Source organism: Roseobacter sp. HKCCD6576-2 (genome assembly GCF_013179285.1).
Classification (GTDB): Bacteria; Pseudomonadota; Alphaproteobacteria; order Rhodobacterales; family Rhodobacteraceae; genus Rhodophyticola; species Rhodophyticola oceani.
In genome coordinates, this window is the sequence record NZ_WVNW01000002.1 from 340,021 (window position 1) to 357,598 (window position 17,578).

17 protein-coding genes and 1 other RNA gene are annotated in these 17,578 nt (G+C 61.6%); 13 read left to right on the top strand and 5 right to left on the bottom strand.

The genetic code is table 11. The features are described from left to right. Positions 1-52 precede the first annotated feature (52 nt). Positions 53-407, bottom strand: a transfer-messenger RNA (tmRNA) gene (ssrA, locus tag GTF44_RS08775). Positions 408-506: 99 nt separating this feature from the next. Further along, on the bottom strand, positions 507-668 hold the full coding sequence (locus tag GTF44_RS08780; protein ID WP_171560949.1) for a hypothetical protein: 162 nt from the start codon (positions 666-668) through the stop codon (positions 507-509). A 148-nt stretch (positions 669-816) separates the two neighbouring features. Here GTF44_RS08780 and GTF44_RS08785 point away from each other — a divergent pair, with 148 nt between their 5' ends. Continuing rightward, a complete protein-coding gene (locus tag GTF44_RS08785; RefSeq protein WP_367383462.1) occupies positions 817-1,719 on the top strand; it encodes a LysR substrate-binding domain-containing protein in 903 nt (300 codons plus the stop codon). A 56-nt stretch (positions 1,720-1,775) separates the two neighbouring features. Here the strand turns inward: GTF44_RS08785 and GTF44_RS08790 are convergent, their stop codons facing one another. Both GTF44_RS08790 and GTF44_RS08795 read right to left on the bottom strand, forming a co-directional pair. Next, entirely contained in the window at positions 1,776-2,819 is a 1,044-nt protein-coding gene (locus tag GTF44_RS08790; RefSeq protein WP_171560947.1) for an ABC transporter substrate-binding protein, read from the bottom strand. A gap of 81 nt (positions 2,820-2,900) precedes the next feature. Further along, entirely contained in the window at positions 2,901-3,656 is a 756-nt protein-coding gene (locus tag GTF44_RS08795) for a FadR/GntR family transcriptional regulator (protein ID WP_171560944.1), read from the bottom strand. A 59-nt stretch (positions 3,657-3,715) separates the two neighbouring features. Between GTF44_RS08795 and GTF44_RS08800 the strand changes: the two genes are divergently transcribed. From GTF44_RS08800 to GTF44_RS08855, 12 genes are all read left to right on the top strand, one after another. After that, positions 3,716-4,474 carry a DUF2182 domain-containing protein gene (locus GTF44_RS08800; protein ID WP_367383392.1) on the top strand — a complete coding sequence of 253 codons (759 nt, stop codon included), beginning with the start codon at positions 3,716-3,718 and terminating at the stop codon, positions 4,472-4,474. Positions 4,475-4,492: 18 nt separating this feature from the next. Continuing rightward, the gene (locus GTF44_RS08805; protein ID WP_171560941.1) at positions 4,493-5,140 is read left to right on the top strand and encodes a DUF1326 domain-containing protein; all 648 of its coding nucleotides are present in this window, start codon (positions 4,493-4,495) and stop codon (positions 5,138-5,140) included. Continuing rightward, the gene (locus GTF44_RS08810; RefSeq protein ID WP_171560939.1) at positions 5,137-5,670 is read left to right on the top strand and encodes a DinB family protein; all 534 of its coding nucleotides are present in this window, start codon (positions 5,137-5,139) and stop codon (positions 5,668-5,670) included. The genes GTF44_RS08805 and GTF44_RS08810 overlap by 4 nt, the downstream gene beginning before the upstream one ends. Next, the gene (locus GTF44_RS08815; RefSeq protein WP_171560936.1) at positions 5,661-6,764 is read left to right on the top strand and encodes a dimethylsulfoniopropionate demethylase; all 1,104 of its coding nucleotides are present in this window, start codon (positions 5,661-5,663) and stop codon (positions 6,762-6,764) included. Before GTF44_RS08810 ends, GTF44_RS08815 begins: the two co-directional genes overlap by 10 nt. A gap of 15 nt (positions 6,765-6,779) precedes the next feature. Then, the gene (gene acuI / locus GTF44_RS08820; RefSeq protein WP_171560933.1) at positions 6,780-7,769 is read left to right on the top strand and encodes an acryloyl-CoA reductase; all 990 of its coding nucleotides are present in this window, start codon (positions 6,780-6,782) and stop codon (positions 7,767-7,769) included. A gap of 93 nt (positions 7,770-7,862) precedes the next feature. Further along, the gene (locus GTF44_RS08825; RefSeq protein WP_171560930.1) at positions 7,863-9,269 is read left to right on the top strand and encodes a deoxyribodipyrimidine photo-lyase; all 1,407 of its coding nucleotides are present in this window, start codon (positions 7,863-7,865) and stop codon (positions 9,267-9,269) included. A gap of 85 nt (positions 9,270-9,354) precedes the next feature. Further along, the gene (locus tag GTF44_RS08830) at positions 9,355-10,566 is read left to right on the top strand and encodes a cyclopropane-fatty-acyl-phospholipid synthase family protein (protein ID WP_171560927.1); all 1,212 of its coding nucleotides are present in this window, start codon (positions 9,355-9,357) and stop codon (positions 10,564-10,566) included. Position 10,567: 1 nt separating this feature from the next. After that, positions 10,568-11,008 carry a TrgA family protein gene (locus GTF44_RS08835; RefSeq protein ID WP_171560925.1) on the top strand — a complete coding sequence of 147 codons (441 nt, stop codon included), beginning with the start codon at positions 10,568-10,570 and terminating at the stop codon, positions 11,006-11,008. Between the two features lie 10 nt (positions 11,009-11,018). After that, entirely contained in the window at positions 11,019-12,149 is a 1,131-nt protein-coding gene (locus GTF44_RS08840; protein WP_171560923.1) for a gamma-glutamylcyclotransferase, read from the top strand. A gap of 62 nt (positions 12,150-12,211) precedes the next feature. After that, positions 12,212-13,240 (top strand): cysteine synthase A, encoded by a 1,029-nt coding sequence (locus tag GTF44_RS08845; RefSeq protein WP_171560920.1) that lies wholly within the window; start codon positions 12,212-12,214, stop codon positions 13,238-13,240. After that, a complete protein-coding gene (locus GTF44_RS08850; protein WP_171560917.1) occupies positions 13,237-15,639 on the top strand; it encodes a DUF3772 domain-containing protein in 2,403 nt (800 codons plus the stop codon). The genes GTF44_RS08845 and GTF44_RS08850 overlap by 4 nt, the downstream gene beginning before the upstream one ends. Continuing rightward, positions 15,636-16,355, top strand: coding sequence for an alanyl-tRNA editing protein (locus GTF44_RS08855; RefSeq protein ID WP_171560915.1), 720 nt, complete (start codon positions 15,636-15,638; stop codon positions 16,353-16,355). The genes GTF44_RS08850 and GTF44_RS08855 overlap by 4 nt, the downstream gene beginning before the upstream one ends. On the opposite strand, the gene GTF44_RS08860 is transcribed toward GTF44_RS08855, so the two are convergent. Further along, the gene (locus GTF44_RS08860; RefSeq protein WP_171560912.1) at positions 16,352-17,491 is read right to left on the bottom strand and encodes a winged helix-turn-helix domain-containing protein; all 1,140 of its coding nucleotides are present in this window, start codon (positions 17,489-17,491) and stop codon (positions 16,352-16,354) included. The genes GTF44_RS08855 and GTF44_RS08860 overlap by 4 nt on opposite strands. Positions 17,492-17,578 lie beyond the last annotated feature (87 nt).

The window sequence follows — 17,578 nt, forward strand, 5'->3', positions numbered from 1 at the left end:
TCAGGCGCTTTGGCGGTGTGACATACCGGTCACTGAAAATGTGAAGGGGTGAAGTGCAGGCTTCTGTTGCCAGGTGCCTGCGAACCCCGCCTTACGCGGCTAGGCGTAAGGGCTTAAAGTCGGCGACTTAAGCAGCTTACGCTGCCAGAGCCATTGCCGGAGCACGGTTGTCATTTGCAACTGTACGATTCGGACCGATAACGGTGGTACCTCACCGGGACAAAGCTAACCCCTTTAGACGTTCGTCGATCCTATTTCGGCCCCATGATCCGCAAATGACGGAGTTTTGGTGGAGCCGCCGGGTACCGCCCCCGGGTCCGATCCGCTTATGACGAGCGCGTTTATGTCCATAGTCCCGTTGCCGGAACACTGAGAACATATGCGGCAATGGTGCGGTTTTCAAGCCGATGCCCCACCGCAGCCGTCCCACCGGGAGTGGATTTTTGCGAAAAATCCGGCTTGGAAAACGGGGTTTTCCGGTCCGTTTTCTTTCAAGAAAACGGTGCCTAACGTCGACAATACGATCCGTCATAACCAATGTCGCGGCGGATGTGGTCGGACAGGTTCGACATCTCGGGCCCCCGGCCTTGGGCGAGTAAACTATTCACCGATCCACGGACACGGCGCGCCAGGCGGGTCAGCGTCTTTGTGACATCTTGGCGAGACATATTAAATCTCCTTTTATATAAAGAAGGCTGATGTTCCTGAGCAGAGATGCGCTTCTTGGGCCTTTATTACAAACAAAGAGACAAAGGGTATACATAAGTTGTGTCTATAGCTAAGCCTCATCAAATCCCCCCTTTGGCGGCGATCCGTGTGTTCGAAGCCTGTGCCCGGCACGAGAACTTCACCCGGGCTGCGGCAGAGCTTGGCATGACGCAGGCGTCGGTCAGCTATCAGATCAAGGTGCTCGAAGAGCGCATGGGCGCGCCGTTGTTTTTGCGGCAACCACGCAAGGTGGCGTTGACCGAGATTGGTCGCCAATTGGCCGCGCCGACAATCGAGGCCTTCGACAAGCTGCGCGCGGCCTATGGGGCGGGGCAAGATACGCTTGGCCGGACCCTCTCGATCAGCACGCTGCCGTCTTTTGCCAGCAACTGGTTGGCACCGCGCATTGGTCAGTTTCAGATGGCGCATCCCGATCTTGCCGTCCGGGTGGAGTCCGACCCGTCGAATATCGATTTTGCGCAGTCTGAGATCGATCTAGCGATCCGCTATGGTGATGGTGCTTGGCCAGGCCTCTCCGCGGATCTTCTGATGCCGTCGGAATTTACCCCGATGTTGAGCCCGGAATTGTTGGAGCGGGTTGGGCCAGAGCTGTCGCCTGCGGATTTGCCGAATTGGCCGCTCATCGATCCGACGGATCCGTTTTTGGCCGAATGGCTGCGGCAGGCCGGCGTATCAGCACCAGATTTGTCGTGTCGTGTGGGCAGCCAGCTTGGGTCGCAAGTCACAGAGGCGCGGGCGGCGATGGCCGGGCAGGGCGTAACGATGTTGACGCCGCGATTCTTCCGCTATGAGTTTGAGACGGGTCGGTTGGTGCAGCCCTTCGACTTGGTCGCCAGCGACGGCAAAGGCTATTGGCTGATCTACCCACGGGCCCGGCGCAACGTGCCAAAGATAAGAGCGTTTCGGCGATGGATTTTGGCCGAAGCCGCCGCCGATAATGAGAGAACTGCGGCTGGTCTTTCTGAGTCATCTCACCGCGAAGCGACGTGAAGCGCAGAAAAAGAGCGCTCCAAGAGGAGCGCTCTTTTGTCAATTTTATTAGCTTCTTAGAAGCCTGCTTTAATGCGCTCAAAGGCCTCGGCTTGACGCTGGCGTTGCTCGTTCGAGATCGGCAATTGCGCCAGGACTGGAACGGTGACCGCGCCAAGCCCGTTCGCTTCGAGGGTCTCGGCACCGAGGGAGGCGAGCGCCACCGTGTTGGCCGAGCCGAACCCGCCTTCGATGAGCGGCTGCGCGGAGTCCACGGCGAGAAGCGCGTTGACATAGTCGTAGGCTTTCGCTTCGACGCCCGGTGCGTCGGTCATGTTGACATAGCCGCAGAGCCAGACGCTCGTACCCTCGGCGGTGTTGCGCTCAAACCCGACAGGGAAGCCCTCATCGGCCAAGGCCACCGGGACCTCATTCCAGGCCCAGGCCACGAGCACTTCGCCCGAGCCCATCAACTGCCCCAACTCGCCGGGGTCGACCCAATAGGTCCGCAGGTTCTCATGGATCGACCGGAGCCAATCTGTGGCGGCTTCAAACTCGGCGTCGCTGACGTCGGACCAATCGGTCACACCGGTGGCCAGATAGGCAAGGGCATAGGCATCATCGACATTGTCCGGGATCGACAGGCGCCCGGCAAAGGCCGGATCGGTGAAGACCTGAAGCGAGGCGACCTGCTCGGCGGTCACTTGCTCGGTGTTGTAGGTGACGGCGGTGGAGCCATAGTCGGTCGGCAAGAAGTAGAGATCAGCCGATCCCGCCATGATGTCTTCGCCCACGAGGCTACCATCGAGATCACCAAATGCCGTGATCTGATCGGTGTTCCAAGGCTCGATAATGCCCGACGCCTGCCAGCGCGGCGCGGACCCGGCGCAGATATGGGTCACATCGGTTTGGAACCCCGAAACCAGACGCTGAAACGCTTCGTCCTCATCGCCGAAAAACACGAAAGACGGGCTTTCGCCATGGGTGTCGACATAAGGTTGGTGGAAGGCGGGGTCTTCAAAGCCGGAATAGTCGAAGACGAGCAGGTCGTCGTCTTGGGCAAAGGCGGGCAGGGCAATGGTCAGCGCGATTGCGGTGCCAAGCAGAAAGCGTTGGGTCATGATGTCGGGTCCTCATCAGATGTAAGAGGGTGGAAAAGCAGATGCGACGTTAAGAAAGCGATCCGGTCGCGGCAAGACAAATTATTGCGGCGCTTGGGGCGCTGCATTTGCATGGCGCGCGCGCGCCGCAAGGACCGATTGCGCGAGGTCCTTGGTATAGGCTTCCAGTTCGGTCAGGCCCTCCGCCGCCATTGCGCCCTTCTGGTTTTCGATCGCATCGGTGATCTGCGTGTGCAGCGCCACGATCGCCTCGCGGGAGCGGGCGGTGAAGGTGATCATGTTCATCAATGGCTGCATTGCCTCAACCGCACCGGCCAGTTGATAGCTCAGCACCGGGTTACCCGCGCCGTCGACAAGCGCCCGGTGAAACGCCACATCGGAGGCGCAGAACGCCTCATCCGTCAGGCCGGGCTGCGATTGACGGTGAATCTCTGCCCGCATGGTCGCCAAATGGTCGGCACTGCGGCGCTCAGCTGACAGGGGCGCGCAGGCGCGTTCCAAAGCAAACCGCGCCTCGCACGCCGTGTCAAAGCTCACGGAATTCATGCTGAGCAGCAGGGTCGAGGTGGTGATCTGCTGGCTATAGGCATCCTCAAAGGAGAGCCTGTTGACAAAGGCGCCGCCAAACGCGCCGCGTTGGGTTCGGATCAGCGACTGCGCCGCCAGCCGCTTGAGGGCCTCGCGCACGGTGGGTCGCGAGACATCGAACTGCTCGGCCAATTCGGCCTCGGACGGTAGGCGTGCATCGACGATCAGATCGCCAGCGATAATTGCGTCGCGGATCGCTTTGGCGATCTGGGCCGAAAGATCGGCGGAGCTGCTTGGATCAATTTTCATTTGTCAGACATTTAAAAGTCTGACATTTAAAACGCAATCCCTGAGTCGAGGAGGGCACAGTGATTTCATCCCGGATCAGAGCCATTGGGGCGGCGCATTGGTTGGCGCTGTTTGCGGTGATCCTGTTGGCTTGGGGCGCGCTTTACGCGATGGCATTGCCGGAGGAACTGCGCGCGACGAGCCGGATTTATGGCGCGGAGTTTTGGGCGGCGCTTTGCACGCTGACGCCGGATGCAGCCGGGTTTCTGCGGATCACCGCAATGTGGATGTTGATGTCGGCGGCGATGATGGCGCCGACCGCTCTGCCAGCCTTCGCGACCTATGACGATCTGAGCCACAGTGCCGAGACCGATTTTGCCGCTTTGGTTGGCGGCTATCTGACGATTTGGCTGGGCTTCTCGCTTGGCGCGGCGGGGCTGCAATTCGCGCTGTATCAGAGCGATTTGGTGAGCGCTTTCGGCGACAGCCGCTCGACGGCACTTTCGGCGGTGCTTCTCGCGATGGCGGGGGCGTATCAGTTTACACCCCTCAAAGAGGCCTGCCTGTCGAAATGCCGCCAACCGCTCAGCTTCTTCATGGCGCATTGGGAGGAGGGCGCGTTCCGCAACGGTCTGCGCCTCGGCGCGGTTTGCCTTGGCTGTTGTTGGGCGCTGATGCTGCTTGGGTTTGTCGGTGGCGTGATGAACCTCGCGTTCATGGGGCTCGCCACGATCATCATGGTTGTCGAAAAGCTGCCCGATCTGGGCCGCTGGATCACCAAGCCGCTTGGCTTGGCATTGCTTGCGGCGTCGGCCTGGCTGGCGCTTGGTTTGGGTTGAGAAAAGGGAGAGATGGAAATGGCATTGGATGGCGGAGCGATCGGAACGGTTCCTTGGGCGATCAAGGGCGAGTTGATCCTGAACTGCAATTGCACGGTGTTTTGCCCCTGCGTGGTGTCGCTTGGCAAACACGCGCCGACGGAAGGCTATTGCCAAGCCTGGTCCGGCATCCGGATCGATGAAGGCTTCTATGGTGATGAAGATATTGGTGGGCTGAATGTCGGCCTGCTGCTGGAGATTCCCGGTCTGATGGCGCGCGGTGGCTGGAAAGCGGCGGCCTATATCGACGAGCGCGCCAATGAGGCGGCCTATGACGGGTTGGTCAATATTTTCTCGGGCGCGGCGCGGGGCACAACCGGACTCTTCAAGGTCCTGGTGTCCGAGTTTCTCGGGGCCGAGCGCGCCCCGGTGATCTTTGAGACCGAAGGCAAAGCGCGGCGTCTGATGGTCGGTAAGAAGATCCAAGGCGAAGTGGTGCCGGTTGGCGGCAAGGAGCCGGGTGAGGATATCGTGGTGACCAATACCGAATATTGGATGGGCCCCGATATTACCGTGGCCACCGCCACCAAAGGCCGGGTTCGCGCCTTTGGCCGGGTTTGGGATTTCGACGGTCGCTCTGCCGAGATTTGCCAGATCGATTGGGTCGGGCCGCAGGGCAAGGCATGATCACGCCGGGCTGGTGTCAGACCATGGCGCGTTACAACGCCTGGCAGAACCAGTGGATGTTCCAGGCCGCCGACGCGTTATCTGAAGAGGAGCGGCGGCGCGACCGGGGTGCGTTCTTCGGCAGCATCCATGGCACACTCGCCCATCTCATGTGGGGGGACCATCTATGGATCGCCCGGTTTGACGGCGGCCCAGGCCCGAACCCGCCGAAGGCGGACAGCAGCGGGGCCATTGATTGGTCGGCGCTCTTTGACTGGCCCGAAATGATGGCCGAGCGGCCGCAATTGGATGCGCGGATCGCGGCTTGGACATGGTCCATCGACCAGAGTGATCTCGAGGGTGCATTTACCTGGGCCTCCAGCGCCAGCCCGGAGCCCCTCACGCGGCCCCGGGCGCTCTGCGTGATGCAGATGTTCAACCATCAGACCCACCACCGGGGCCAAGTCCATGCGATGCTGACCGCCGCAGGCGCCAAAACCAGCGTTACCGACTTGCCCTTCATGCCGGAGGACATACCGGAATGGCACTGATCTCCCCCTCCCGCCGCATCCGCCGGACGCCGTTTTCCGATGGGGTCGAAGCAGCCGGCGTGAAAGCCTATTCGGTCTATAACCGGATGCTTCTGCCCTCGGTTTTTGAAAGCCCCGAGGAAGATTATCGCCATTTGAAACAGGCGGTACAGGTCTGGGATGTGGCCTGCGAGCGGCAGGTGGAACTCCGCGGCCCGGATGCGGCCCGGCTGATGCAGATGCTGACCCCGCGCGATCTGCGGGGGATGTTGCCCGGGCAGTGCTATTACGTGCCGATTGTCGACGAAACAGGCGGGATGCTGAACGACCCCGTGGCGGTGAAGCTGGCCGAGGATCGCTGGTGGATTTCCATCGCTGATAGCGACCTCTTGCTTTGGGTCAAAGGCGTGGCGCAAGGGTTCCGGCTGGATGTGCTGGTTGATGAGCCGGACGTCTCGCCGCTGGCCATTCAAGGGCCGCTGGCGGACGATCTGGCGGCGCGGGTCTTTGGCGATGGCGTCCGGGATATCCGGTTCTTCCGCTTCGGCTATTTTGCGTTTCAGGGGCGGGACTTGGTTGTCGCGCGCTCCGGCTACTCGAAACAGGGCGGGTTCGAGATCTATGTCGAGGGCGACGATATCGGCATGCCGCTTTGGAATGCGCTGATGGAGGCCGGGCGCGATTTGGATGTGCGCGCAGGCTGCCCCAACACGATCGAGCGGATCGAGGGCGGTCTCTTCAGCTATGGCAACGACATGACAGCGGCCAACACCCCCCATGAATGCGGGCTTGGCCGGTTCTGCGATACACTGACGGCGGTCGGATGCATTGGCCGGGATGCGTTGCTGCGGGTGGCGCGCGAAGGCCCGGTGCAGCAGATCCGCCCGATTGCAATCGCGGGTGACGCCTTGCCGGCCTGCGACCGGCCTTGGCCGCTGATGGCTGGCGACAAGCGCGTGGGGCAGGTGACCTCCGCCGCGCAATCGCCCGATTTCGGCGAAGGCGTGGCTATCGGGATGGTTCGGATGACCCATTGGGATCCGGGCACCGAATTGAGCGTTGTGACCCAAGACGGACCCCGCGCGGCGGTGGTGCGCGAGAATTTCTGGATTTGAACAAGGAGAGACCCGATGCGGGCATTGATCGTGGAGAAGGACGAAGAGAGCGGTAAGACCAGTGCTGCGGTGCAGGAGGTCGACGAGAGCCGCTTGCCTGAGGGCGATGTGACCGTCGCGGTGGAGTTCTCGACCCTGAACTACAAAGACGGGCTGTGCATTGGGCCGGGGGGCGGCTTGGTCCGCACCTATCCGCATGTGCCGGGGATCGATTTCGCGGGCACTGTCGAGGCCTCCGATGACCCGCGCTACAAGCCCGGCGACAAGGTTGTGCTCACCGGCTGGCGTGTGGGCGAGGTGCATTGGGGCGGCTATGCCGAAAAGGCCCGGGTGAAGGCCGATTGGCTGGTGCCCCTGCCGGACGGTTTGACGACGCGCCAAGCGATGGCTGTCGGGACCGCCGGGTTTACCGCGATGTTGGCGGTGATGGCGCTTGAAGATCACGGGTTAACACCCGAGAAAGGCGAAGTTTTGGTCACGGGGGCGGCTGGCGGTGTTGGCTCGGTGGCCACCGCGATCCTGGCCAATCTGGGGTATCAAGTGGCCGGGGTGACCGGACGGCCGGAGCAGGAAGATTACCTCAAATCGCTCGGCGCGGCGCGGATTGTGGCGCGCGATGAGATCAATGAGACGGTGAAACGCCCGCTTGAGGCCGAGACCTGGGCGGGCTGCGTCGATGCGGTTGGCGGCGCGATGTTGGCGCGGGTCTTGGGACAGGTGAAATATGGCGGGTCTGTTGCCGCCGTTGGTCTGGCGGGCGGGGCCGGATTGCCCGCGACCGTGATCCCATTCTTGCTGCGCGGCGTGAACCTCTTGGGGATCGATTCCGTCATGCAGCCCTATGATAATCGGCTCCGCGCCTGGGAGCGGATCGCCCGCGATCTGCCGATGGAGAAGCTTGAGGCGATGATCCATCCGGCCGGTCTGGCTGATTTGCCCGAACTTGGTGCGGCGATCTTGAAGGGCGGTGTGCGGGGCCGCGTTGTGGTGGATGTGACGGCCTGACCCGTTTGGAAGATGAAGACGGGGCAGGGTGGTTGACCCGCCCCGTTGCGAGCTAGTTTGGGGCAGACAGACCCTCACGCGGCAAAGGCACAGATGTCACCCATCATTTACTGGATGCGCCGGGATTTCCGGCTGGCCGACAATCCGGCGCTCGTGGCCGCCTGCGCGTCGGGCCGCCCGGTCATTCCGGTTTTCATTCTCGACGAGGTTGTTGAAACCCATGGCACCGCGCCGAAATGGCGCTTGGGCTTGGCCGTCGAAACCTTTGCGGAGTCTTTGGCCGCGCAGGGCAGCCGTCTGATCCTGCGGCGCGGGCGGGCGCTCGATGTTTTGCGGGCATTGATCGCGGAAACCGGCGCCGATGAGGTGCATTGGACCCGGCTCTATGATCCGGACAGCTGGGCGCGCGACGAAGGCGTGAAAGCCGCGCTGAAATCCGACGGTATCCGAGCGGTCAGTCACGCGGGCCATGTGCTGCACGAGCCCTGGACCGTCGAAACGGGCGGCGGCGGGTTCTACCGAGTCTATTCGCCCTTCTGGCGTGCTGTACGCGAAAAAGATGTCGGCGCAGCCCTCGCCTCGCCGCGCTTGACTGCGCCGGAGAGCTGGCCCGAAAGCGATGCACTGTCGGGATGGCAGATGGGCGCGGCGATGCAACGTGGGGCGCAAATTGTCCGGCCCTATCTGACGCTTGGCGAGACGGCGGCGCGGGCCCGGTTGGATCACTTCGTGACGAAGAAAATCGGCGCTTATAAGTCAAAACGGGACTTTCTCGACCAAGACGCAACCTCGGGATTGAGCGAGCCGCTGGCCTATGGCGAGATCAGCGCGCGCGCCTGTTGGCGGGCCGGTTGGGCTGCGATGGAGGCCGGGGCCGCGGGTGCGGAGCACTTCCTGAAAGAGCTGATCTGGCGCGATTTTGCGACGCATTTGGTGTTTCATACCCCGCATATCACCCGCGCGAACTGGCGTGAGGGGTGGGACAGTTTTCCTTGGCGCGAGGACAATGCCGACGCGGAAGCCTGGCGGCGCGGGCGCACCGGCCTGCCAGTGATCGATGCCGCGATGCGGGAGCTTTACGTCACCGGGCGGATGCACAATCGCGCGCGGATGTTGGTGGCCTCATATCTGACCAAACACCTGATGACCCATTGGAAGGTCGGGCTGGACTGGTTCGCAGAGTGCCTCGTCGATTGGGACCCGGCCTCAAACGCGATGGGCTGGCAATGGACGGCCGGTTCCGGCCCCGATGCCGCGCCATATTTTCGGATTTTCAACCCGTCGACGCAGGCGGAGAAATTCGATCCCGATGGGCGGTATCGCCGAAAATGGCTGGCCGAGATCAGTGACAATCCCGGAGCCGAGGCACGCGCCTATTTCAATGCGATCCCGCGAAACTGGTCCATGTCGCCATCGGACCCGTATCCGTCTGAGCCGATTGTCGGACTGGCCGATGGACGCGCGCGGGCCCTAGCGGCCTATCAGGCGCGCGACTTTTGAGCCCGGTTTTCGCGGCAAGACGGTGGAATTTCGCTTGAGACAGAGCGCCGGATCGGATCAAACTGGCCGGACGTGAGGGAATGAAATGACAATAAAAACAAGCATCAAAGGCGAGACGGACCTGCCACGCTATTTCGGCGCTGTCTTTGAACAGGCCCAAGGCATGGCCAATGGTCGGCTCGACATGCACCTACCGGATGGGCGGGTGTTTCGGGCTGATGGCGCGAAGCCTGGCCCGGTGGCGGAACTGCATATCGACAACCCCGATGTCTTTGCCCGGTTGATCCGCGAAGGCGATCTGGGTTTTTGCGAAGCCTATCTGGATGGCTGGTGGTCGACGCCGGACCTACAGGGGTTCATGGATTTGATCCACGCGGACAATGATGAGATTTATGACGGGTTTCTGGGCCTGAAACTCGTCCGTGCCTATGAGCGGCTCCGGTTCTGGATGCAGTCGAATTCCAAACGCCAGGCGAAGAAGAACATCTCGCATCATTATGATTTGGGGAATGATTTTTACGGACTCTGGCTCGACGACACGATGACCTATTCCTCGGCGCTGTTCCGGACGGGGCAAGAGCCACTGGAGACCGCTCAGATTCAGAAATACGCGTCGATGGTCGATGAAATGGGGGCCAAGCCCGGCGATCATGTGCTTGAGATCGGCTGTGGCTGGGGCGGGTTTGCGGAATATGCCGCCAAGGAGCGAGGCCTGAAGGTCACAGGTTTGACGATCTCACAAGAACAGCATGATTTCGCCGTCGCGCGGATGGAGCGGCTTGGCCTGTCAGACCGGGTTGAGATCAAGATGCAGGACTATCGCGATGAACGCGGCAGTTATGATGGCATCGCCTCGATTGAGATGTTCGAGGCCGTTGGTGAGAAGTATTGGCCAACTTATTTCAAGGCGTTAAGGGACAATCTTAAACCCGGAAAACACGCGACTTTGCAAATCATCACCGTGCAAGACCGACGGTGGGAGATCTACCGCAGAGGCGTTGATTTCATCCAGAAATACATCTTCCCGGGCGGCATGCTGCCCTCGCCAACCGTGCTTCGCGAAGAGGTGGTCAAAGCGGGCTTGGAGGTCACAGGCTCAATCGAATTTGGCGAAAGCTATTCCCAGACGCTGCGCAGATGGTATGACGTGTTCAATGATCGTTGGGAGGAGGTCCAAGCCTTGGGCTTTGATGACAGGTTTCGCCGGATGTGGAATTTCTACCTCACCTCTTGTGCGGCGACCTTCCATTTTGGCAATTGCGACGTCACGCAGATCACCGTGACACGGCCGCGGTAAGATGTTTACGGCGGCCAAACTCGTCGGCGCGTTGCTCTTTGCGGGGGTTGGATATCTGGCGGCCTTTCTTGTGATGGACACGTTTCCGGAGGGGCAGATCGCCACCTATTTCCCGGCCTCCATCGCCGCCATCGGCCTCTGGCAGGGCTGGTATGTGATGGGCGCACGGGCTGGCAACGGGCATTACGCTGCGTTCGGCAATGGGTTTCGGACCTCAATCCAAATCGCCTTCTTCGGGCTGGTGCTCTATGCGCTGCGCGAGATGTTCCTGCGTTCCGCCAATCTGCGCTATGACGGGCCGGGCGAGGCTGTGATCGCGGCGTTGGAACTCTTTCTGGAGTATTTCTGGCAGATGCAGACCGTGCCCGTGCTGACCGCGTTGGCCGTCGGCGGCATCGTTGCCGGGTGGTTGACGGAATCCGCCGCGCGCGCCTGGAGGTAAAGCCGCTCCGATGTCTGCTCTGTTCTTCTATGGCACGCTGCGGCACGCGCCGCTGCTTCAATTGGTGCTGGGCCGCGATGTGGTCAGCGTCGACGGTGTTTTGCGGGACCATCAAGTCAGATGGGTCGCCGATGAACCCTTCCCGATGATCCAAGAGGAGGTCGGTGGGATTGCAACCGGCCTAGTAGCGCGGGACATCACCGCCGAAGATCGCGCGAGGCTGGATTTTTATGAGGGCGCTTTCGGCTATCAGCTGGTTCATCGTGAGGTCGAGACTGCTGACGGGTCGACACTTGCCGAGGTTTATCTGCCGGATCCCGGCCTGTGGACCCCGGGGTCCGTTTGGTCGCTCGACGACTGGGTTCGGGATTGGGGCGCTTTGACCTTGGAAGCCGCCGCTGAAGTCATGGCGCTTTATGAGCGGGAACCGGCAGACAGCATTGCAAAGCGGTTCGATATGATCCGCTCCCGCGCGCAATCCCGTGTGCAGACGGCGTCCTGGCAGCGTCCGCGCAGTATTGGAGCGGATTTCTCCCGAGCAGATGTCACAATAGATCGGCTTGAGACGCCGTATCGGGCGTTCTTCACGCTCGAAGAATATCGCGCGCGCCATCGGCTGTTTGACGGCGCGCTCTCTGCGCCGGTCAATCGGGCGGTGTTTCGTGCCGCCGATGCGGTCACGGTGTTGCCTTATGATCCGGTTGCGGATCGGGTTTTAATGATCGAGCAGCTTCGCCTCGGGGCCTATGCCCATGGCGACACGGCCCCTTGGTTGCTGGAACCCATCGCGGGGATCATTGATGCCGGAGAGACGCCGGAAGCAACCGCGCGGCGCGAGACGGCGGAAGAGGCTGGGCTCACCCTGGGTGCATTGCACCATGCCGGACGATATTATCCATCACCTGGCGGTGTGGCGCAGGTCCTGATCTCTTATCTTGGGATCGCCGATTTGGATCACGGCGCGTCCGGCTTGGGTGGTTTGGCTACTGAAGGCGAAGACATCCGTTCTCATGTGGTCAGCTTTGGCGAAGCGATGCAGATGTTGGACAGCGGCGAGCTGGCCGTGGCCCCGCTGATCATCACGCTGCAATGGCTGGCGGCGCATCGCGAGCGGCTGCGCGCCGAGAGTTTGACCGCTTGAGTTTGCCGCCCCGCGCGCCTATCCCTTTGACATCATTCCACGAGGCGGGGAGCGCGCATCAGATGACCATCCATAAGGATCTGGCCGAGACAATCGGCAACACGCCGTTGATCCGTCTCAACAAGCTCAGCGATGAGACAGGTTGCGAGATTCTGGGTAAGGCCGAGTTCATGAACCCGGGTCAGTCGGTGAAAGACCGCGCGGCGCTCTATATCATTCGCGATGCGATCGCGCGCGGCGACCTGAAACCGGGTGGCACGATTGTGGAAGGCACGGCGGGTAATACTGGGATCGGGTTGGCCTTGGTCGGCGCGTCGATGGGGTTCAAAACCGTCATCGTGATCCCCGAGACGCAAAGCCAGGAAAAGAAGGACATGTTGCGGCTCGCCGGCGCTGACTTGGTCCAAGTACCTGCGGCACCGTACAAAAACCCCAACAACTATGTGCACTATTCCGAACGTCTGGCGGCTGAGCTGGCGAAATCCGCGCCGAACGGTGCGATCTGGGCCAATCAGTTTGATAATGTCGCCAACCGGCAAGCGCATATTGAGATGACGGGGCCAGAGATTTGGGCGCAGACCGATGGCAAGGTGGATGGGTTCATCTGCGCCGTGGGCACCGGCGGCACGCTGGCAGGCGTCGGCATGGCTTTGCAACCGAAAGGCGTGAAGATCGGGCTGGCCGACCCAGAAGGCTCTGCGATCCACAGCTTCTATACGACGGGTGAATTCAAGGCCGAGGGTGGCTCAATCACCGAAGGCATCGGGCAGGGGCGGGAAACTGCCAACCTCAAGGGCTTCAAACCGGATCACAGTTTCAAAATTCCTGATACCGAAGCACTGCCGGTCGTTTTTGATTTGCTGGCCGAAGAGGGGCTTTGCCTCGGCGGGTCGTCGGGCATCAATGCGGCCGGGGCCGCGCGGATGGCCCGGGCGATGGGCCCCGGCCATACGATTGTGACGATCCTCTGCGATTATGGCACGCGCTATCAGTCGAAACTCTTCAACCCGGCTTTCTTGCGCGAGAAGGGCTTGCCGATCCCGCCCTGGCTCGACGCGGAAAACCAGGATTTACCGAGCGTTTTTGAATGATCGCATTGCTGCGGCATCTCTTGGCCTTATGGCTGTTGATCCTGGCCATGGCGTTGCCTGGCTGGGCGCAGGAGACGCCTGATTATGAGATCTGGATCGGCGTCGCCGACCGGGCGGAGCAGGTGATCGACGGGCAACGGGCCTCGGACGCGGCATTGGAGGTTTTGCGCGCCCGGCTTGTCACCTGGCGCAGCGAGTTTCAGCAAGCGCAACAGATCAACAGCGCCCGGATCGATACCACCCGTGCCCAGATCGACGCGCTTGGGCCGCCGCCGGAAGAGGGCGCGACAGAACCCGCCGATATCGCCGCACAGCGGGCGGAGCTGAACGCCCGGTTGGCTGAGGAGGAGGCGCCCGCACGCCGCGCTGTGGCCGAGTTTCAGCGGGCACAGGGGTTGATCGGCGAGATCGATGCGTTGATCGCCCAACGCTTGACCGGAGAGTTGCTCTCACTTGGTCCCTCGCCGCTAAACCCGGCGAATTGGCCCGAAGCGGTGGAAGCTTTGACGGGGTGGATCGGCGCGATGGTGTCGGAGACCGAACGGCTGGTCGCGTCAGACTTGCGCCGGGCGGAACTGCATCAAAACGCGCCGCTGATCGTGGTCTATCTTTTGATTGCGTTGGTGCTTCTGGCGCGCGGCTGGCGCTGGACCGGCCATCTGATGGCCCGTGCTATTGCCCGGGAGGAGACGTCGCCCGGCGCGCGGCTGAGCCTGTTCTTCTTGTCTCTGTTGCAGGTCTTGGGCCCCGTTGTCGGTGTGGCGGCCATTGTCGCCGCGATGGAGGCCACGGGCTTCGTGGGGCTGCGCGCTAGCGCGCTGACGGATCAGATCGCCGCGATCACCATTTTCCTGATGGTCTCCGTCTGGCTGGGCCGGCAGGTCTTTCCGGTGCGGGAGACCGCCGTCCGCCCCTTGAACCTGACCGTCGGCGAGCGTCGCCAAGGCCGTTGGATCGCGATCACATTCGGCATCGCGCTCGGCATCGGCACCCTGATTGGTGAGATCGCCGATAGTGGCGCCTTCACCGATGCGGCGCGATTGACGCTGTTCTTCCCGATCGTGATCACCTTGGGCCTGCTGTTGTTCCGACTTGGGCAGCTTTTGATCAACCATGTCCGCCATGAGACAACAGAAGACGCTGATCTAAGCGTTCCAAACCAGATCATCCGTGTGGTGGGGTGGAGCGCGATGATCCTTGGCGTGAGCGGCCCGACCTTGGCGGCGATTGGCTATTACACCGCCGGGATCAGCTTTTTGTTGCCGACGACGATGAGCCTCGCGCTTCTTGCGTTGGTGCGGATTTTGCAGCGACTTGTGACGAACCTCTACGGCACGCTCACCGGGCGGCGAGAAGGGTTGGATGAGGCGCTGACGCCAACCCTGATCGGCTTCGTTCTGGCAATTCTCTCGCTCCCGCTCTTTGCGATGATATGGGGCGTGCGCGCGGCGCAGCTTGTTGATCTGTGGCAACAGGTGATCCAAGGATTTTCTCTTGGCGGCGTCACGATCAGCCCGCGCAACTTCCTGGTCTTCGCGCTGGTCTTTGCCGCCGGTTACACAGCGACGCGGCTGGTGCAGGCCACATTGCGCAGCTCGGTCTTGCCCAAAACGCGGCTGGATGCAGGCGGCAGCAATGCGGTCCTGTCTGGTACCGGATATATCGGCATCTTCCTGGCGGCCGTCATTGCCATCACCGCCGCCGGGATCGACCTCAGCTCCTTGGCGATTGTCGCCGGCGCGCTTTCCGTTGGGATCGGCTTTGGCCTGCAAACCATCGTCTCGAATTTCGTCTCCGGCATCATCTTGCTGATCGAACGCCCGATCAAACAGGGCGATTGGATCGAGGTGAACGGGGTGATGGGTTATGTCCGCGATATCTCGGTCCGCTCAACCCGGATCGAGACCTTCGACCGCTCCGATGTGATTGTGCCCAATGCCGATCTGATCTCGGGTGTGGTCACCAATATGACCCATCACAACAACACCGGGCGGGCGATTGTGCCGGTTGGCGTGGCCTATGGGACGGATACCAAACGCGTAGAAGGCATCCTGCGTGAGGTGGCCGAAGCCCATCCGATGGTGTTGTTGAACCCGCCGCCTTCGATCTTCTTCCGGGGGTTTGGGGCGGACAGCCTGGATTTCGAGATCCGCGCAATCCTGCGGGATGTGAATTGGGTCCTAAGCGTGAAAAGCGACTTGAATCACGCGATTGCCGCACGCTTTGTCGAGGAAGGGATCGAAATTCCCTTCGCACAACGCGATATCTGGCTCAGAAATCCCGAAACCCTGCGTGGAGACGTCGCGACCACCGCGTCAGGCCCGCCCAAAACACCCTTACCCAATCACGACCCGTCCGATTTTGACACAGACGGCGCAGACGGAGAGCCCGAGACATGACCGAGCCGCTGTTTCTGACAGACCCCTATCGCAAAACCGCGCCAGGGGTGGTCACCGGTGTGACAGGCGAAGGCGGCATCATCCTGGACGCTTCGCTGTTCTACGCCCGCGGCGGCGGGCAGCCCGGCGACAGCGGTATGCTGCATTGGGAGGGCGGACGCATTCCCATCGCAACGGCTGTGAAAGGCGAGGGGGCGAAGATCGTGCTGGTCCCGGCGGAACCCACTGCGATGCCGCCTGTCGGGGCAGAGGTTGAACAACAGCTCGATTGGGACCGGCGCTATGGGCATATGCGGGTGCACACCGCGCTGCATCTGTTGTCGGTGGTGATCCCGTTGCCGGTGACCGGCGGCGCAATCGGGGCCGAGAAAGGCCGATTGGATTTCGACATGCCGGAGGCGCCCGAGGACAAGATGGTGCTGCAAGGCAAACTCAACAGTCTCATCGATCGCGATTTGTCGGTGGGCGAGACCTGGATCACCGATGGGGAGCTGGCGGCCAATCCGAGCCTGGTGAAAACCATGTCGGTTCAACCACCGAAGGGGGCAGGGCGCGTCCGCTTGGTCCGGATCGGCGAAGGGGAGAGCCAGGTCGATCTGCAACCCTGCGGCGGCACCCATGTGGTGCGTACGGGCGAGATCGGGACAGTGACCATCGGCAAGATCGAAAACAAAGGCCGTCAGAACCGGCGGGTGACCGTCGTTCTCGCCGATTAAGCGGCGGTTGAGGTCAGCCGTTGAAAGCGGCGCTCTCTTCTCAGCATGGCCAGCGCCGGGTCGTTCCGGGCCCACCGAAAATCCCGATACCCGGCCTCTACCGTCTCTTCAAGCCGATCAAGCGCCATGTCGACCGCCCCACACCAGCCAAGCGTGGCCGCGGTATAGTAGGTCAGAAGCCCATCTTCGGCCTCGTATCGCTCAAGCTCGGCCATCGCGTCATCGGTCCGGCCAGCACGGGCCAGAAGTGACGCGAGGATGTTCTGGGCCCGTTGATCTCGCGGATCTCGTGGCCCCAAGGCACACAGTCGAAAAAGCCCCTGTTCGGCGGCCATCCGGCTCCCCGCCTGATCGCCCAGCCCGGCGAGAGCGCCGGACGCAAGATAGAGCGGGCGAAAATCATCCCGCCGCAGATCCGCCGCCACCAAGGCCATCCGCGCGGCGCGGGCCATATCGCCAGAGGTGTAGAACGTGCGTGCCAAGCTGTAATGGCATTCCGCATCCTGCCCATCGTGATGCAGCGCCGTGGCAAAGCTTGCCAATGCATGCGCCGTGGCTCCCATTGCATCCAAGACCATGCCAAGCGCCATATGCCCTGCGGCCAGGTCAGGCCGAAGTTCCGTTGCTCGCGTCGCCATCTCGATCGCGTGTGGCATCTGATCGTGTCCCTCGGGCGAGAACAGATAGCAATCGGCGGCGGCCATGGCGTATTCGGCAAGCACTGGCGCGTAATCGGGCGCCATCTCTGTGGCGTTGCGGCACAGCTCAAGCGCTTGCGCGGGAGCGCCCTTTCCGTTGCGTTCTCGAATTTGCCGTGCTTCGGCGGTTGCCAAATGGGCATCAATCGATCCCAATGCCGCATTTGGGTGGTTGGAACGGCGCTGCGCCATCGGTCTTTCAGCAACCCGCGAGACGGGCCAAGCGAGCCGGTATCCCGATTTTGCGATTGTCTCGATCGGGCCCTCATTCCGACCCGTCTGCCCAAACGCCCGGCGGAGCTGCGAAATGCCTTGAGTTAACGACTCGTCACTGACTGTGACATCGCGCCAAACCTTGGCAAACAAAACATCGCGAGTGAGCGGCTCGGGCGCGGCCTCCGCCAATGTGATTAACAACGTTGCTGCTTTCGGCGTCATTGCAACAGCGCGATCTCCACAACTCAACAGACGGCGTCGCGGGTCGAAGCGCCACGCACCGATAAGCAAGGTGCCAGGTAGGATTTT

Bases quoted from the DNA above. Each gene is read 5' to 3' on its own strand.
- GTF44_RS08830 (WP_171560927.1), top strand. From the start codon at position 9,355: ATGACAATAAAAACAAGCATCAAAGGCGAGACGGACCTGCCACGCTAT.
- GTF44_RS08790 (WP_171560947.1), bottom strand. From the start codon at position 2,819: ATGACCCAACGCTTTCTGCTTGGCACCGCAATCGCGCTGACCATTGCC.
- GTF44_RS08815 (WP_171560936.1), top strand. From the start codon at position 5,661: ATGGCACTGATCTCCCCCTCCCGCCGCATCCGCCGGACGCCGTTTTCC.
- GTF44_RS08845 (WP_171560920.1), top strand. From the start codon at position 12,212: ATGACCATCCATAAGGATCTGGCCGAGACAATCGGCAACACGCCGTTG.
- GTF44_RS08795 (WP_171560944.1), bottom strand. From the start codon at position 3,656: ATGAAAATTGATCCAAGCAGCTCCGCCGATCTTTCGGCCCAGATCGCC.
- GTF44_RS08840 (WP_171560923.1), top strand. From the start codon at position 11,019: ATGTCTGCTCTGTTCTTCTATGGCACGCTGCGGCACGCGCCGCTGCTT.
- GTF44_RS08850 (WP_171560917.1), top strand. From the start codon at position 13,237: ATGATCGCATTGCTGCGGCATCTCTTGGCCTTATGGCTGTTGATCCTG.
- GTF44_RS08805 (WP_171560941.1), top strand. From the start codon at position 4,493: ATGGCATTGGATGGCGGAGCGATCGGAACGGTTCCTTGGGCGATCAAG.
- GTF44_RS08860 (WP_171560912.1), bottom strand. From the start codon at position 17,491: ATGACGCCGAAAGCAGCAACGTTGTTAATCACATTGGCGGAGGCCGCG.
- GTF44_RS08835 (WP_171560925.1), top strand. From the start codon at position 10,568: ATGTTTACGGCGGCCAAACTCGTCGGCGCGTTGCTCTTTGCGGGGGTT.
- GTF44_RS08825 (WP_171560930.1), top strand. From the start codon at position 7,863: ATGTCACCCATCATTTACTGGATGCGCCGGGATTTCCGGCTGGCCGAC.
- GTF44_RS08810 (WP_171560939.1), top strand. From the start codon at position 5,137: ATGATCACGCCGGGCTGGTGTCAGACCATGGCGCGTTACAACGCCTGG.
- acuI (WP_171560933.1), top strand. From the start codon at position 6,780: ATGCGGGCATTGATCGTGGAGAAGGACGAAGAGAGCGGTAAGACCAGT.
- GTF44_RS08780 (WP_171560949.1), bottom strand. From the start codon at position 668: ATGTCTCGCCAAGATGTCACAAAGACGCTGACCCGCCTGGCGCGCCGT.
- GTF44_RS08855 (WP_171560915.1), top strand. From the start codon at position 15,636: ATGACCGAGCCGCTGTTTCTGACAGACCCCTATCGCAAAACCGCGCCA.